15 protein-coding genes are annotated in these 16,275 nt (G+C 47.8%); all 15 read right to left on the bottom strand.

The features are described from left to right. Positions 1-79 precede the first annotated feature (79 nt). Entirely contained in the window at positions 80-946 is an 867-nt protein-coding gene (locus KNP88_RS07910; protein WP_214801088.1) for a 2-oxoacid:ferredoxin oxidoreductase subunit beta, read from the bottom strand. Then, positions 933-2,684, bottom strand: coding sequence for a 2-oxoacid:acceptor oxidoreductase subunit alpha (locus KNP88_RS07905; RefSeq protein ID WP_088836708.1), 1,752 nt, complete (start codon positions 2,682-2,684; stop codon positions 933-935). The genes KNP88_RS07910 and KNP88_RS07905 overlap by 14 nt, the downstream gene beginning before the upstream one ends. 201 nt (positions 2,685-2,885) lie before the next feature. Beyond that, complete coding sequence (locus tag KNP88_RS07900) at positions 2,886-3,146, bottom strand: stage V sporulation protein S (RefSeq protein WP_029333189.1); 261 nt, start codon at positions 3,144-3,146, stop codon at positions 2,886-2,888. A gap of 29 nt (positions 3,147-3,175) precedes the next feature. Further along, positions 3,176-3,970 carry a TIGR00282 family metallophosphoesterase gene (locus tag KNP88_RS07895; RefSeq protein WP_088836707.1) on the bottom strand — a complete coding sequence of 265 codons (795 nt, stop codon included), beginning with the start codon at positions 3,968-3,970 and terminating at the stop codon, positions 3,176-3,178. A 49-nt stretch (positions 3,971-4,019) separates the two neighbouring features. After that, positions 4,020-5,582, bottom strand: coding sequence for a ribonuclease Y (gene rny, locus KNP88_RS07890; protein ID WP_029333187.1), 1,563 nt, complete (start codon positions 5,580-5,582; stop codon positions 4,020-4,022). 271 nt (positions 5,583-5,853) lie between these two features. Beyond that, complete coding sequence (gene recA, locus KNP88_RS07885; protein WP_029333186.1) at positions 5,854-6,894, bottom strand: recombinase RecA; 1,041 nt, start codon at positions 6,892-6,894, stop codon at positions 5,854-5,856. A gap of 103 nt (positions 6,895-6,997) precedes the next feature. Further along, positions 6,998-8,239: a competence/damage-inducible protein A gene (locus KNP88_RS07880; RefSeq protein WP_214893129.1), complete on the bottom strand. Its 1,242-nt coding sequence runs from the start codon at positions 8,237-8,239 to the stop codon at positions 6,998-7,000. 70 nt (positions 8,240-8,309) lie between these two features. Continuing rightward, positions 8,310-8,888, bottom strand: a complete 579-nt coding sequence (gene pgsA / locus KNP88_RS07875) for a CDP-diacylglycerol--glycerol-3-phosphate 3-phosphatidyltransferase (protein WP_088836705.1) — start codon at positions 8,886-8,888, stop codon at positions 8,310-8,312. A gap of 46 nt (positions 8,889-8,934) precedes the next feature. Continuing rightward, positions 8,935-9,831, bottom strand: a complete 897-nt coding sequence (locus tag KNP88_RS07870; RefSeq protein WP_214893128.1) for a helix-turn-helix domain-containing protein — start codon at positions 9,829-9,831, stop codon at positions 8,935-8,937. A 31-nt stretch (positions 9,832-9,862) separates the two neighbouring features. Further along, on the bottom strand, positions 9,863-10,642 hold the full coding sequence (locus KNP88_RS07865) for a DUF3388 domain-containing protein (RefSeq protein WP_214845353.1): 780 nt from the start codon (positions 10,640-10,642) through the stop codon (positions 9,863-9,865). Between the two features lie 93 nt (positions 10,643-10,735). Then, entirely contained in the window at positions 10,736-11,440 is a 705-nt protein-coding gene (gene ymfI / locus KNP88_RS07860) for an elongation factor P 5-aminopentanone reductase (protein ID WP_214845351.1), read from the bottom strand. A 3-nt stretch (positions 11,441-11,443) separates the two neighbouring features. Beyond that, on the bottom strand, positions 11,444-12,712 hold the full coding sequence (gene yfmH, locus KNP88_RS07855) for an EF-P 5-aminopentanol modification-associated protein YfmH (protein WP_029333180.1): 1,269 nt from the start codon (positions 12,710-12,712) through the stop codon (positions 11,444-11,446). Further along, entirely contained in the window at positions 12,712-13,965 is a 1,254-nt protein-coding gene (gene yfmF, locus KNP88_RS07850) for an EF-P 5-aminopentanol modification-associated protein YfmF (RefSeq protein WP_088836701.1), read from the bottom strand. The genes yfmH and yfmF overlap by 1 nt, the downstream gene beginning before the upstream one ends. Beyond that, positions 13,966-14,514: a cob(I)yrinic acid a,c-diamide adenosyltransferase gene (locus KNP88_RS07845; protein ID WP_088836700.1), complete on the bottom strand. Its 549-nt coding sequence runs from the start codon at positions 14,512-14,514 to the stop codon at positions 13,966-13,968. Positions 14,515-14,545: 31 nt separating this feature from the next. Continuing rightward, positions 14,546-16,273, bottom strand: a complete 1,728-nt coding sequence (locus tag KNP88_RS07840) for an ATP-binding protein (protein ID WP_214893127.1) — start codon at positions 16,271-16,273, stop codon at positions 14,546-14,548. Positions 16,274-16,275 lie beyond the last annotated feature (2 nt).

Genomic DNA, 16,275 nt, shown 5'->3' with positions numbered 1-16,275 from the left:
TGGGTCTTACCTGTTTCTCTAATCGGTAATGACCAAATGTTTAGCATCCCCAAAAACCAAACCATCATTCGACTCTATTTTACATGAATTCCGCAGCGAGTTGGTTAAATGTTTTTTGATTCATTTCAAGATCGGCAAACGTCAGTCCCGTCTCATCATACCCATCGATTTGTGACTGATAGTCCAGCCGCGAATCATCTTGATAAATCAGACCCATGACGAGTCCGTCGTGCTCATGGACGACGCGTTTCGCTGTATCGAGATTTGTTGCATCGTACCCCTCAATCTCGTCCAGTTTCGTCAAATTTTGTTTAAACCAATCGTACGTGTTGACCTTGTTAAACGTCACGCAAGGACTGAACACGTTGATGAAGGCAAACCCTTTATGTTCCGTCGCCTGTTCAATCAGCCGCGTCAATCCTTTCAAGTCGTTCGAGAAACTTTGGGCGACGAACGTCGCGCCGGCCGTCAATGCGAGTTCGACAGGCGAAATACTTTTTTCAATCGACCCTTTCGGTGTCGACTTCGTCTTGAATCCGGGAGCAGATGTCGGCGACGTCTGCCCCTTCGTCAAGCCGTAGATTTGATTGTCCATAACGATGTACGTCATGTCGACATTTCGTTTGAACGCATGAACCGTATGCCCCATCCCGATCGCAAACCCGTCGCCGTCCCCACCGGACGCGATGACCGTCAACTCACGGTTTGCCATCTTGACGCCTTGGGCGATTGGTAGCGAACGGCCGTGGACACCGTGAAACCCATAGGTGTTGATGTAACCAGAAATGCGACCGGAACAGCCGATTCCAGAAATCAAAGCCAGTTCTTCCGGCTCAAGACCGACGTTCGCGACGGCACGTTGAATCGCTGCTTGAATTGAGAAGTCACCACATCCCGGACACCAGTTCGGTTTGACATCATTTCGAAAATCTTTAAAGGTTGCCATTAAAAACGCCTCCTGCTACTACCTGTTCTACGACTTCTGCCGGATAGAACGGATCACCGTTGAATTTCAAGATGTGTTCAATCTTGTCTGCGAACCCACAGTTCATCTGAATCAGTTTCGCGAGTTGACCGGTCGCATTGTATTCGACGACGACGACTTTTTTCGCCCGCTCAAGATGTGGACGGACGAGTTCACTCGGGAACGGGTGCATTTGACGAATATGCAAGTGATCGACTTTCATCCCTGCATGCTCTAGACGTGGCATCACTTCTTCAATCGTCCCGCGCGTCGAATTGAAGCCGACGAACAGGATGTCTGGTGTCTGATGCTGTTCCGTCACAAGGACCGCGTCTGCTAGACGAAATTGATTGAGTTTGCGTAAACGTTTCGTCATTTGATCGACCCGGTTCTTCGTTGCTTCCGAGGGACGTCCTTCTTCGTTATGTTCGACGCCCGTCACGTGATGAATCCCGTGTTTCATTCCCGGGACGACACGCGGGCTGATCCCGTCTTCCGTCACTTCATACCGTTTGAAGTAGTCTTTCCCGGCAAGTTCCGGTAAGTCGCCTTGCAGTAATTTTCCGCGTCGGATTTCGACACGTTCTAAGTCGAGCGGTTCGACCGATTGTTTTCCGAGCGATAACATCAAGTCGGTCAAAAGGATGACCGGACATTGGTATTCTTCTGCGATATTAAAGGCTTCTGCCGCATCATAAAACGCTTCTTCGACCGTCGACGGTGCAAGGACGACTTTCGGAATCTCGCCATGCGTACTGTAAATCATCGCCATCAAGTCCGATTGTTCTTGTTTCGTCGGGAGTCCCGTTGACGGTCCTCCCCGTTGTGTATCGATGATGACGAGTGGTGTTTCCGTCATCCCGGATAACCCGATGGCTTCCGCCATCAACGACAGTCCTGGTCCAGCTGACGCCGTCAAGGCACGGACACCGGCATAGTTCGCGCCAATCGCCATCGTGACAGCTGCCAGTTCATCCTCTGTCTGAACGACCGTTCCCCCGAACTGTGGTAATTTCTTGATTAAGTACTCCATGATTTCTGACGATGGTGTAATCGGGTAAGCGGCCATCAAGCGGGCTCCCCCTGTCACGGCACCGAGGGCAATCGCATCGTTGCCAATCATGAACATGCGTTGCTTCCCGTCGGCCGGTTCCAGGATGAACCGCTCGGCATCGAGTGCCATCTCTTCAAAAGCAGCTGCTCCTTCCCGAATCGCCGATAAGTTCTTTGCGACCATCTCCGGACCTTTGCGACCAAAAATTTGTTCGACGACGGCTTCAAACCGTTCTGGATCAATTCCGAGAATCGCACTTGAAGCACCAATCGCGACCATGTTTTTCATCAGTGCGGTTCCAAGACCCGCTGCAATTTCCGTAAACGCAATCGGATAGAGATCGGCACGCGAAGCATCCGGATTCGTCGGCTTGAACTTTGCGTCGGCAATGATGATTGCCCCCTGGCGTAACTCGTGGAAATTGACATCGATCGTCTCTTGATCAAATGCCACTAAAATATCGAGATCGTCCGCGACGGTCCGAACTTCATGTGTCGCCACACGAATCTTATTGTTTGTATGTCCACCTTTGATGCGTGAAGAAAAGTGACGATATCCATATAAATAATAACCAAGACGGTTGAGGGCAATCGCAAAAATCTCACCTGTCGATTCGATTCCCTCTCCCTGCTGTCCGCCTACTTTCCATGACAATTGATTGTACATCGACGTTCGCTCCTTCTCTGTCCCCTGAAATGATGGAAGCGTCTTACTTTACTATCCTCCCTCATGATACCGATTTACAGATACTTGTACAATCCTCCCCCGGAAATCCGTTCGTTTTTTTGATTTTCGTCACGACAAAAAGACCATCTACTCTAGCCGAGTAGATGATCACGTGTATTTAGGACCTATGTCCGAACGATCTTAGCGTGGTTCAACGATGAGTTTAATTGCAGTCCGTTCTTCGCCATCAATCATGATGTCGGTAAAGGCTGGGATACAGATTAAATCCATGCCAGCCGGCGCAACGAATCCTCGCGCAATCGCGACCGCCTTAATGGATTGATTGAGTGCACCCGCACCGATAGCCTGAATCTCGACAGAACCTTTCTCTCGAAGCACGCCCGCAATCGCTCCTGCGACGGCGTTCGGATTCGATTTAGCTGATACTTTCAGGGCGTCCATGCAATGTACCTCCCAATCAAAAATGACACTTAATCAAAGAATATCGATTGATCCGTCAAATGAATCCGTTCAATCTTCGTTGCTTTTTTCGTCGCATCATCGATATGAATCAAGACTCCATTTAATTGTTCCCGTCCTTCCGCAACTTCAAACCGAGTTGGAAGCTGTGTCTTAAATTTTCGTAAGACATCATCTTTACGCATCCCGAGGACACCGTCCAGTGGACCTGTCATGCCGACATCCGTGATGTAAGCTGTTCCACCGTCAAGCACACGTTCGTCGGCAGTTTGGACGTGCGTGTGGGTTCCGACGACGGCTTGAACACGTCCGTCGAGGTGATAACCCATCGCGATTTTTTCACTCGTTGCTTCCGCATGGACGTCAACGAAAATCGCATCGACTTCCCCTTCGACTTCCGCAATCAACGCGTCAACAGTCCGGAAGGGATCTCCGAGTGCTGGTAAGAAGACCGTTCCTTGGACGTTGATGACGGCAATCTTTTTATTCCCGACCTTTAAGACCATCATGCCACGACCTGGTGTTCCTTCCGGATAGTTTGCTGGACGGACAATCCGGTCAGCGTCATCAATCCAGTCGAAAATGTCCCGATTGTCAAACGTATGATTTCCCATCGTGACGCCGTGGAAACCAAGTTCGAGTAATTGGTGATAAATCGATTTCGTGATGCCACGACCGTGTGCTGCATTTTCACCGTTGACGAGCATGACAGTTGGATTGTACTTCGACTTCAGACGTGCCGTAAATTGTTGTAAGATGTGTCGACCTGGTGCGCCAACGACGTCTCCGATAAATAAAATCTTCATGCTAATTCCTCCAATACATTAAAAAAGTGGCGGTCGCCCGCCACTTTGCTTATTTTGCGTATTCGACTGCTCGTGTTTCCCGAATGACCGTGACCTTGATATGACCCGGATAATCGAGTTCTTCTTCGATTTTCTTCCGGATATCACTCGCCATCTTGTGTGCTAAGACATCATCGACAACGTCAGGACGGACGATAATCCGAACTTCACGACCGGCTTGAATCGCAAACGATTTTTCAACACCATCGAATGATTCTGAAATTTCTTCCAAACGTTCGAGGCGTCGAATGTAACTTTCAAGCGTTTCTTGTCGTGCACCTGGACGTGCTGCTGACAGTGCGTCTGCTGCCGCGACAAGGACGGAGATGACCGAAGTCGCTTCCGTATCACCATGGTGAGAAGCAATCGCATTGATGACTGTCGGATGCTCTTTGTACTTCGTACCGAGCTCGACACCAATCTCAACATGACTTCCTTCCACTTCATGGTCAATCGCTTTTCCGATATCGTGCAGGAGACCTGCCCGTTTCGCAAGCGTGACATCTTCGCCAAGTTCCGCTGCCATCATTCCCGCAAGATGCGCGACTTCAAGTGAGTGGAACAAGACGTTTTGTCCGTAACTCGTCCGGTATTTCAAGCGACCGAGAATCTTGACAAGATCCGGGTGGATTCCATGAATCCCGACATCATATGTCGCTTCTTCTCCGATTTCGCGAATTCGCTCATCGACTTCGCGACGTGATTTGTCGACCATCTCTTCAATCCGTGCCGGATGAATTCGACCGTCTTGGACAAGCTTTTCAAGCGCCATCTTCGCCACTTCACGACGAATTGGATCAAATCCAGACAAGATAACAGCTTCCGGTGTATCATCGATGATTAAATCGATTCCCGTTAATGTTTCAAGTGTCCGAATGTTACGCCCTTCACGACCGATGATTCGACCCTTCATCTCATCATTCGGTAGGTTGACGACAGATACCGTCGTCTCAGCGATATGTTCAGCGGCGAACCGTTGAATCGCGAGGGACAAGATGTTACGTGCTTTCTTGTCGGCTTCTTCTTTTGCTTTTTGTTCGATTTCTTTTTGTAGCATTGCCGCATCATGCAGCGCAGCTTGTTTTGTCTCATCCATGATGATAGCGCGCGCTTCGTCTTGCGAAAGATTCGCAACACGTACGAGCTCTTGGCGACCTTCTTCATACAGATCCTCAACTTTGCGTTCTAACGCTTCAGCTTGTTGCTTCCGCTTCGCGATCTCAGCGTCTCGTGTGTTGATTTGATCTTCCTTTCGGTCGATTGAGTCGACACGGCGATCGAGAGTCTCTTCTTTTTGGAGCAAGCGGGCTTCTTGTTTTGTTAGCTCTTGACGACGTTCACGAAGTTCTTTTTCTACTTCATTGCGAAGTTTAAAGGCTTCGTCTTTCGCTTCGAGTAATGCTTCTTTTTTCGTTGCTTCCGCTGACACTTGTGCCCGTTCGACGATTTTTGTCGCTTCGGTTTCCGCGCCTTGAATCTTTGCTTCAGCAATCGATTTCCGCAAGAAGTAGCCTACGATGAATGCGATGAGCAAAGTGAGGAGAAGTATGATAATCCAAGTTATTGTATCCATGGGTTCACCTCCCCTTTGCAAGGTGTTTCTTAGTTCATTTCGGTTTTTCATCGAAGCTGTCTAAAAAACGTACATCTATATTGTAAGGATAGCACTCGTTCATTGTCAACGAACGGGCGGGAAAGAATTCCTTTGTTTTCCTCTTTTCAACAAAAAACACCTTGAATCGAGGTCACTTCAACGAAAAATCTAAAAAAAAAGATAACGTTCACTCCAGCGAGTAAACGTTATCGATTGTTCGATTCACCTTCAAGAAGGAACCGCCTCTATATTATTCTGCGAATAGATCTTCTGTTTCTTCTTCTACTTCCGCATCAAGTGCACGTTCAACAAGACCGTGGTGTTCACGAATCAAACGTTCGACTTCCTCAGCGACCTCAGGATGCTCGACCATGTATTGTTTCGCGTTTTCACGTCCTTGACCGAGACGTTCTGAATTATAAGAGTACCATGCACCACTTTTTTGAACGATATCGAGATCTGTCCCGATGTCGATTAACTCACCGACTTTAGAAATCCCGAGACCATACATGATATCAACTTCTGCTTGTTTGAATGGTGGTGCAATTTTATTTTTAACGACTTTGATTTTTGTTTTATTCCCGACGATATCCGTTCCATTCTTCAATGCTTCCGCACGACGAACTTCAAGTCGAACAGACGAGTAGAATTTCAAGGCACGTCCACCTGGAGTCGTTTCTGGGTTCCCGAACATGACACCGATTTTTTCACGGATTTGGTTGATGAAGATGACAATCGTCTTCGATTTGTTTGTTGCACCAGACAACTTACGTAATGCCTGACTCATCAAACGTGCTTGAAGACCTACGTGGGAATCACCCATTTCGCCTTCGATTTCAGCTTTTGGTACGAGCGCTGCAACCGAGTCGACGACGAGCACGTCTACTGCACCTGAACGGACGAGGGCTTCAGCGATTTCAAGTGCCTGTTCCCCTGTATCCGGTTGTGATAACAATAACTCATCAATGTCGACACCAAGTTTATTTGCGTAGGCTGGATCTAACGCATGCTCTGCGTCGATGAACGCTGCCTGACCGCCTTGTTTTTGTACTGCTGCAATCGCGTGGAGCGCAACAGTCGTTTTACCAGAAGATTCTGGACCGTATACTTCGATTACCCGTCCACGTGGATATCCACCTGCACCGAGAGCTATATCTAATGTGATTGATCCAGAAGAAATAACAGATACTTTCTGGTCTGCATTTTCACCTAGTTTCATGATTGAACCTTTACCAAATTGCTTCTCTATCTGGCGTAATGCCATTTCAAGTGCTGCTTTACGATCACTCACGTAGCAGGCCTCCTTCTATTTATCTTACTGAGATTATTGTACTTCTTTTGAGACCGAATGACAAGCTTTTTACGAACATTTATTCGCATACTTGGAATTATTCTTATTTCGGTTGAACGGCAATTTTCTTAAGGTATTTCAACAGAAGGAAGTACGCATCTTTTACAGAACGTAATCTAATCATACCACGGTCGAATGCTGGGTAGGTAAATTCAACGACCTCCGTTCCGTCCGGTGTTGCTAGGGCGCAATAGACCGTTCCGACTGCTTTTCCACTATTACTCGTCGGTCCCGCTTCCCCTGTCAACGCAATAGCAAGATTCGATTGATAGAGACGTCTCGCTCCTTCAGCCATCGCAATCGCGACGTCAGCGCTGACGGCCGTTTGTTCGCGCAGCAAGGTTTCGCTAACGCTTAACAGGTTACGCTTCGCTGCATCGTCATAGACGACGGCACCCCCACGAAAGCTGTTGCTTGCTCCCGCAATGTCAGTCAAACCGCTCGCAAAGGCTCCTCCTGTTAAAGACTCCGCTGCCGCAAGCGTAACGCCTGCCTCTTCACAAGTCCGTAAGACGACTTCCGGTAAACTCGTTTCACCATAGCCATAAAAGTATTCCTCGACCTCCGCAAGGACAAGTCGTTCGAGTCCGTCAAGCATCTCGATGGCAACTTGTTCCTGCGCGGCTTTCGCCGTCAAGCGTAACCGTACTTCAGCAAGTTCCGCATACGGTGCGATCGATGGATTTTGGGAGGAACGAATCAAATCGGTCAATCGGTCGTTCAGTGCCGATTCCCCGATTCCGAAAAAGCGAAGTGTTCTCGATTTGATGGTCTCCTGTCCAAACAAATGATCAAAATGATCGGCGATGATTTGCTTCATTTCCCGCGGGACACCTGGTAATAAGATATATTGGTGATCAGCCGTCTTCAGCGACATCCCTGGCGCGAGACCCGCACCGTTCGAAAGGACATCCGCCCCTTCAATGACCAGCGCCTGTTTTTTTTCATTATCCGTCATCATGCGACCACGTGTTTTCAAAAAACCTTCAATACGGTTGTACGCGACTTCGTCAACTTGAAGACGACGTCCGAGCAGCTTAGCGAGCACTTCTTTCGTCAAATCATCTTCCGTCGGTCCAAGTCCCCCCGTGATGACGAGGAGATCGGTACGTGCTTGCGCCTGTTTGAAGACGTCCGTCATCCGCGCCTCATTATCGCCGACGACACTATGATAATGGACATCGATGCCGCAACTCGCGAGCCATTCCGAGAGGTACTGTGCATTCGTATTGGCGATTTCCCCTAATAATAGTTCACTTCCGACCGCTATGATTTCTGCTTTCATCTTTATTCCCCGCTTTCAAAAGTATATAAAAAGACTGTCCGATTTAGCGAACAGCCTTGTTTGAGATAAGTTACATCGATTTCGTAATTAATTTAATGTTTTTCGAGAAATACTCAACGCCTGAGTAAATCGTTAAGATTAACGCCAGCCACATCGTGATTTCAGCGAACGGGATATTCAGTAATGCGAATCCGATGTCGTGGAGCAAGAAAGCGATGATTGACGTCAGTTGAACCCACGTCTTCGCCTTGCCTGAGTTTCCGGCTGCTAAGACGATTCCTTCATCTGATGCGACGAGACGAAGCCCTGTCACGGCAAACTCACGGCAGAGAATGATGACGACGACCCAAGCTGCAACGAAATCGAGCTCTACAAGGTAAACGAGTGCAGCTGCGACTAACATCTTATCAGCGAGTGGATCCATAAACTTTCCGAAATTCGTGACTAACTTATTTTTACGTGCCAAGTAACCATCCAACCAGTCCGTGATGGCAGCAACTGAAAAAATCATCGCCGCAACAAAGTGAGAAACCGGAAGTTCGGCACCAAGAACGTCCCATTGACCCCAGTTTGGGTCGATGGCGAGTACTGCGACAAAGACAGGAATTAACAAGACACGTAATACCGTCAATTGATTAGGCAAGTTCATTCTGGTATCCTCCTCCTTTTTATGTAAGATCAGTAGCTATGCCGTCTTACGGCGTAGCTACTTTCTTCAAGTAAATATTTTGAACGAGGAGCGAACGGTTAAGTTTAAGCTCCTGATCATTGACGACGATTTTATCGATGCCTTTAATTGAACCGATGCGAATCCGAATCAAATCTGTTTTCGCATCTTTGACGACGACCGGGTTCGGATCGGACGCATTGATATGGTCTGGCGCGAGCGCCTCTCCTTCAAGCGATGTATCACGTACTCCGACAAACGGTGACGGCGATGCATCTTTTTTGATGCTGATCGAGACATCCATCGTTTTATCCGCCGGTACTTCATATGTGATATCTTGCCCAGAGGTCGTTTTCGCCACTAGTGGCTTCTTGACTTCCTCTTTCGGTTCTTCTGTCACTTCTTCTTTTGGTTCTTCTTTCGGCTCTTCCGTTGCCAGAACATCCGTCTCCTTACTCGGAGCGTCTCCTTCATCAATCGTCACATCACTCTGTTTCGGTGCTGTCGTATTGGCTTTATCACTCGAATCGAGGAAATTTTGCAACGCATAGTAAAGTGCGACACCAATCGCAAAGATTAACAGGATGATAATGATGTTTGGAATCCACCGTTTGGCAACACTCTTTTTCGGAGCCGTCGACTTCGAATAGGTTGCGCGTCGTGACAACTCGACGACCGGTTGTGCTTCAGGTTCCGGCAAGTCTCGTTTATACGTCTCAAACACTTCGTCTACGTCCAGACCGAGTGCTTCGGCATACGTTTTGATGAAAGCACGTGCATAAAAAGCACCGGGCAATTGATCGTAGGCACCTTCTTCAATCGCGACGATATAGCGCTTTTGAATTTTAGTCGTGCTTTGAATTTGTTCTAGCGAGACACCTAATGTCTCACGTTGTTCTTTTAAGTAGGTTCCGAGCTCGGTCATCGGTAACACACCTTCCATTTTCATTACTTATTTAAAAATTGAACCATTCATTTCCGCCAAGTGCACGTGGAGGTTCGGTCACGATGATTTCTTCGGTCGTGTTGCGTAATTCAATGATGTAATCGAAATCATCCCACGTGTATTCACTCGACTTAACGAACGCATCCGGATGTTCGACGATTTTCGTCGCTGGCAAACGCATGACTTCACGTAAAATTTGCCAATGACGCTCATCGAAGTGCCGTTGGGACACAAGGGCATCGATGATGTAGACGTAGTCGCCCGTCCGTTCATCGTCAAATAACGAAGTTCTGACCGTTTGTTTGATTAAAGTCGACGATAAGAACAACCATTTCTTATTTGCACTGACACTTGCTGCGACGATTGATTCTGTTTTCCCGACCCGCGGCATGCCACGGACACCAATCAGCAGATGCCCATCCTGCTTACATAGTTCAGCCATGAAATCGACGAGAATCCCTAAGTCTTCTCGAACAAAACGGAATGTTTTTAATTCATCACTACTATGGTCGATATAACGACCATGACGAATCGCAATCCGGTCACGCAACTTCGGCTTCCGGAGTTTGACGATTTCAATCGTCGGCATCGTCTTTAAGATGGCTGCGAGTCGCGGTATTTGATCAGGCTGTTTCGTTTGAAGTAACATGCCGCGGCGCTCACGATCAACACCATTGATCGTGACAATCGAGATATGCAGCATCCCCATAAGTGAGGCAATATCTCCAAGCACCCCCGGACGATCGACATTCAATTCGTACTCAAGGTACCACTGTTCGAATTCATCCACTCGCTAGCCCTCCTCGTCTATACGGTTATCCATTCCTCATGTTAAATGATTTTTTGAAAAATGAAAAGCATTCCTCGTTCAATTCTCAAGCGATCACATCCACGCGCCATCAATTTTTAAAATGGCTCCCGAGATATATCCAGCCTCTTCCCCCATCAAAAATGTGATAGCCGAGGCTACTTCTTCTTCCGTCCCGAACCGACCAGCCGGAATCTCCGCTAAGGCTTGTTCGCGATCTTCCTTCGAAAAAACAGCATTCATCGGCGTATCAATCCAACCAGGCGTGACAGCATTGATCCGTCCGTTCATTGCGCCTAGTTCTTTGCTATAGGCTTTTACGAAACCAAGTTGTGCCGCCTTACAGCTCGAATAAACGACTTCCCCGGCTACGCCGAACTCGCCTAAGACACTGCTGACGACAACGATCGACAACGGTGCGGAGAATGGTTTCTTATGTGTCAAGAATTGACTGATGCGAATGAGCGATTCGACGTGCAAGGTCATCATCGATTCAATTGAGTTCGTCGATTGATCGATTAACAATCCACTAAAGCTCGTCCCGGCGATATGGACGAAACCATCGACTGGTGGCAAAGCCTCACAAAGAGAGGCAATCTTTTCCCGATTCGACAAATCGCCTGCGACGATTTCAGTCGTCACAGGCAACTCCTGCACAAATTGCTCAAGCTCGGTTCGGCGTTGATGTGTATGCAAGACAAGTTCATGTCCGGCTGCTGCCAGGCGTCTCGCTGTCGCTAGACCGATGGCACCACTGGCACCTGTAATAAAAATCCGCATCGGTTAGACATATGGTTTGACGATTGAAATCGCTCGGTTCTCAAGCGCAAACAATTCGTCAAAACGTGCTTCAATTTCCTCTTTCGTAATCGAAGCAATCAGTGTCGGTAATGCAAACATGTTCGTGTCCGCTAAAGCATGACGTGAAAACTGATTGGCGATAAATTCCGGCGAATTCAATGCCCGTAAGAATTTCCCTTGCATCATATTCCGCTTTCGGACGACTTCCGTCTCGCTGAACGAGGGACGCTTTGTAAGAAGCTCCTCATACGCTGCGATGAAACGTTCCGGATCTTCCGTTTCCATCCCGAATGTTGCAAAAGCAAATTCTTCTTCGCTCGAATAATCAAAACTGAATGTATCGTCAATCAATCCTTCTTCGTACAAGTCGAGATATGTCGACGAGGTTTGATCAAACAGGAGATGTAGGAGTAACTCACTCGTCATTTCTCGGCGGACTTGTTCTTCGCCGCGAAGTGATTCATCTTTATATCCAATCAAGACTTTCGGTGTCTTGACGTCGAGCTCGAGTTCGAATCGCGGACGTGCGACTTCTTTTGGTTCAACGCCGTAATCGCGTTCGATTGCCGGACGGTCTGTATAATCTTTTTTCGCTTGATTTTGTTTGATCAACTCAAGCGTTTCCGCAGGATTGATGTTTCCGACGACAAACAAAACCATGTTCGACGGATGATAGAACGTCCGGTAACACGTATACAAATCATCGGCTGTAATCTTGTCAATCGACTCCGGTGTACCTGCGATGTCAATCCGAACCGGGTGATTCGCGTACATCGATTCGATGAGTCCAAAAAATAGACGCCATCCTGGATTATCTTGATACATTTGAATTTCTTGCGTAATGATGCCTTTTTCCTTCTCGACACTCTCCGGTGTAAAGTAAGGATCTTGAACGAAGTCAATCAATGTTTCGAGATTTTGCTCGATCAGCGATGTCGCAGAGAACAAATACGCTGTCCGTGAGAATGATGTAAAGGCGTTCGCTGATGCACCGAGACGACCAAATTCTTGGAAGACGTCCCCTTGCTCCGACTCAAACATTTTATGCTCGAGGAAGTGGGCAATCCCGTCCGGTACGCTCACCCAGTCCTCACCTTTTTTGAAACGATTGTCGATTGAACCATAGCGGGTCGTAAACGTCGCATACGTTTTTTCATAACCTTTTTTCTGAAGTAAATAAACAGACAAGCCATTGTCTAATTGTTCGAAAAATACCGTTTCGTCTGTATCATGATACGTTAACTGTTCCATTATTCTTCACCTCGCAATAAATAGACTGCCTCTAATTCGATTTTAGCGGCTAGACGGACGACATCTTCACGCGTAGCCGTCTCGATGATATGAATTTCATCTTCTAGCGTCAATCCACGCATTTTCGATCCGTTCAACCAGCCAATCAATTGTCCGGGTTGATCGAGAATTTGACGACGCGCATTGATGAGCATCGCTTTCGTTTGCGTCAACTCTTCAGCCGTAAAGTTCCCGGCTTTCAAATCGACAAGCTGTTCCTTGATGATTGTTTCTGCCCGTTCCGCTTTTTGAGTTTCGACACCAGAATAAACGTACAAGGCACCGTTCAAGGCTGCGTAGCGGGAAGCTGCGTAATACGCGAGGCTCTCTTTTTCACGGACGTTCATGAACAGCTTCGAGTGCGGGAATCCGCCAAAAAGTCCGTTAACGATTTGCATCCGGATCGAATCAGCAGATGTCGGATCGACTGCAACACGGTAGCCTAAATGTAACTTTCCTTGTTTGATTGGTTGTGTCTCTGATGAACGCTTCACACCGGCGACTTGTTTCAAGGCCGGGATATAATGACTCGTTTTTTCACTGTGCGAAGGCAAGAAGGATAATGCCTCTTCCATTTCGTCACGTGTCACATGACCGACGACGAAAACATCGATCCGGTCGTTTTCAATCATCGACCGATATGTATCGCGCAAGGAGGATGTTGTAATTGCCTCTAATCCTTCGAGCGTACCGAGTGACGACAGTGAAACGGCTTCTCCAGGGGCCATTAACTCAAGAAGACGCTGCTGGGCAAAACGCATTTTATCATCGTAAAGTGAGCTGATCCGTAACGCATGGAGACGCTTTTCCTGTTTGACGAACTGTTCACGGAAGCCGCCTTCGGTTAAGTCAGGATAGAAAATCATTTGTTCGAGCAAATCAAGCGCCTCTTCAAGCAACGTCTCATGCCGTACGAGATCACCTCGTACGACGTCGAGCTGGAATGAAATAACATGCTCTTCGCCGAATTTCGAAGCATCTGCATAAAGTCCCGCATCATATAAGGTTTCGAGTGGTTCACGTAGCGCCTTCATCGATGGATAGGCCGCTGTCGATTTTTCCATGATGTACGGTAAGATCGCCCGGCTCGTCAGCGTTTTTTCTTCAAGTGGTGCAGAAAATGTGACGAGTACGGTCGTTGTCTTGAATTTATCGGTCGGGACGAGATGGTACGTCGTCCCCTCTTTTTTCCATGTTTCGAATGACTGACTCATTTACTCTCCATCCTTTCGTTTAAACACATGTGCACTGCGAAGGTATTCAATATCTGCTGTTTGATTGACTGCATTCTCATAACGCGCTGCGGCAAAGAAAAAGTCACTCAGTCGGTTGATGAATGGCAAGAGGTGACGGGCTTGAGCGACATCGACCATCGAACGTTCAATCCGTCGACAAATCGTTCGCGCAACATGCAGGCTTGCCGCCGCTTCCGTTCCGCCTGGCAAGATAAACTTATCGAGCGGGGGAGATAATTCCGTTAAACTATCAATCCAACTCTCGAGATTTTCTGTCGCAGTTTGACTCAAGCGGGATTCTTTTTGTTCGACGTACATTAAGTCGCTCCCACAATCAAACAAGGCATGTTGAATGACAATCAATTGTTCTTTTACTTCAATCGAAGTTGCTTTTGTCCGTGCGAGGCCGACGAAGCTGTTCAGTTCATCCAGTTCACCCATCAAATCGATTTGCACATCATTTTTTTTAACGCGGCCACCGACGAGCGATGTTTCCCCTGAATCCCCGGTTTTTGTATAAATCTTCATTTTTCTCACTCCTATAGCGAAAGGAAGCGAATCAGAGAGTTCGCTTCCTTTGTTTTTTCGGTAATCGAATTCGGAATGTCGAGCCTTCGCCGAGCTGGCTCTCGACTTCGACCTCCCCTTCATGGGATCGGACGACGTTCACGACAATCGCGAGACCAATCCCTGTCCCCGTCTTGCCACGCGTCCTTGCTTTGTCCGCCTTATAGAAACGATCAAAAACGAACGGGACATCTTCTTCCGGAATTCCTGTACCGGAATCAATTACGGATAGGAATATGTTTTCCCTATCTTCCGTAATGTTAATCTCGATTTGACCATCCTCGGTGTAACGAAGCGCATTGCCGAGTAAGTTCGTCAACACTTGCTCCATTTGATCGGGATCCGCTTCGAACTCGACGTTCGGTCCGACGACGTCAAACGATACACGTTTGTCGCGTCCCATTTGCTTGAATTTTTTAATCATCCGTTTTGCAAACGGGACTGCTTCCATCGGTTCAATCCGTAACTCTTGATGACCTGCCTCCATTCGGGCAAGATCGAGTAAATCATTGACGAGACGCGATAGACGTTGCGACTCATCATAAATGACTGAAGCAAATTCTTTTGTCGCTTCATCGCTTTCCGTCATCCCGTCGACGATCGCTTCCGAGTACCCTTGGAGCATGACGAGCGGTGTCCGCAATTCATGACTGACGTTCGCAACGAAGTCGGCGCGCATCTTCTCGAGCTGCTGCGCTTCTGTCATGTCCCGTAAAACGGCAACAGCACCAATCTGCTCTTCGTGCTCAAGTAACGGACTGACGATAATGATGTAATAACGACCTTCCCGTTCAAAGGAAACGGTCATTTCTGTCTCTGTCCGCATGACGGTCTTGAACAAATCAATCAGTTCTTCCGGAACCGGTGCCCCTGCCAAAAAATCTTCTGCCGGCGGATTTGTCGCGAGCAACTCCCCGGAATCAGAGAACGTCAAGACGCCATCTGCCATACAGCGTAAAATGGATGACAACAGATGTCGTTCTTTATCGAGATCCGTAACATATTGATTCAATTGGCTGCTCATTTCATTGAATGCCAACGCCAAGTCCCCGATTTCATCGCGTGAACGTTGCGTCAGACTTTGGTCGAACTTTCCTTCTCCGGCTTCGACGACAGCTTGACGAATCGTCCGCAGCGGCGCCGTAATGCGCGTCGAGAGGAAGAAGGCGAATACGGTTGTCCCGATGATCGCAAGCAGGACACAGAGTTGAATGATCTGCCTCGCGCCTTCATTCGCCTGTTCAATGTTCGTCAGTTCTTCAATTAAATACGTCGTTCCCGCCTCACTTGATGTGACGAGCGGGGCACGATAGGCGAGTGCTGCCTTGCCATTGAATACTTCATAGTTCCCAATCGCCGTCTCGCCCTCTTCACCGTCAACTGCTTTCCAGTTCTGACGCTCGAGCTCCTTAATCATACGTCGTGCCTTTTCCTCTGAAATATTCGTTTGAATCGTTTCGTCCTTCGTTGTCGCAATCAACGTCGCCCCGTAAATATCCGTAATTTCGACGGCGGTCGCCGACCCTTCCTCTAGCCCATCGTGCGCTTGGAAAACGGTCTCAACTTGTTGACCTAGCTTCGCGAGATGTCCTCGTTCTTGTTCAATGTGAAACGAGTTAAAAAATTCGAGCAACAAAATCGTCAAAGCAATTAAAACGACAGAAACGAGCAGTAAAATCGTTCCCCATAATTTGATGACGACACTCTGTAACCACTTCATCG

The sequence above is a fragment of the Exiguobacterium sp. H66 genome (assembly GCF_018618705.1).
Lineage (GTDB): Bacteria > Bacillota > Bacilli > Exiguobacteriales > Exiguobacteriaceae > Exiguobacterium_A > Exiguobacterium_A oxidotolerans.
The sequence above is the reverse complement of the archived record's forward strand: the minus strand, read 5'-3'. Positions and strand labels throughout refer to the sequence as shown.

What these genes read in the sequence shown, in the direction of transcription:
- KNP88_RS07910 (WP_214801088.1), bottom strand. Translation starts at nt 946, where the DNA reads ATGGCAACCTTTAAAGATTTTCGAAATGATGTCAAACCGAACTGGTGT.
- KNP88_RS07905 (WP_088836708.1), bottom strand. Translation starts at nt 2,684, where the DNA reads ATGTACAATCAATTGTCATGGAAAGTAGGCGGACAGCAGGGAGAGGGA.
- KNP88_RS07900 (WP_029333189.1), bottom strand. Translation starts at nt 3,146, where the DNA reads ATGGACGCCCTGAAAGTATCAGCTAAATCGAATCCGAACGCCGTCGCA.
- KNP88_RS07895 (WP_088836707.1), bottom strand. Translation starts at nt 3,970, where the DNA reads ATGAAGATTTTATTTATCGGAGACGTCGTTGGCGCACCAGGTCGACAC.
- rny (WP_029333187.1), bottom strand. Translation starts at nt 5,582, where the DNA reads ATGGATACAATAACTTGGATTATCATACTTCTCCTCACTTTGCTCATC.
- KNP88_RS07880 (WP_214893129.1), bottom strand. Translation starts at nt 8,239, where the DNA reads ATGAAAGCAGAAATCATAGCGGTCGGAAGTGAACTATTATTAGGGGAA.
- pgsA (WP_088836705.1), bottom strand. Translation starts at nt 8,888, where the DNA reads ATGAACTTGCCTAATCAATTGACGGTATTACGTGTCTTGTTAATTCCT.
- KNP88_RS07870 (WP_214893128.1), bottom strand. Translation starts at nt 9,831, where the DNA reads ATGACCGAGCTCGGAACCTACTTAAAAGAACAACGTGAGACATTAGGT.
- ymfI (WP_214845351.1), bottom strand. Translation starts at nt 11,440, where the DNA reads ATGCGGATTTTTATTACAGGTGCCAGTGGTGCCATCGGTCTAGCGACA.
- yfmH (WP_029333180.1), bottom strand. Translation starts at nt 12,712, where the DNA reads ATGGAACAGTTAACGTATCATGATACAGACGAAACGGTATTTTTCGAA.
- yfmF (WP_088836701.1), bottom strand. Translation starts at nt 13,965, where the DNA reads ATGAGTCAGTCATTCGAAACATGGAAAAAAGAGGGGACGACGTACCAT.
- KNP88_RS07845 (WP_088836700.1), bottom strand. Translation starts at nt 14,514, where the DNA reads ATGAAGATTTATACAAAAACCGGGGATTCAGGGGAAACATCGCTCGTC.
- KNP88_RS07840 (WP_214893127.1), bottom strand. Translation starts at nt 16,273, where the DNA reads ATGAAGTGGTTACAGAGTGTCGTCATCAAATTATGGGGAACGATTTTA.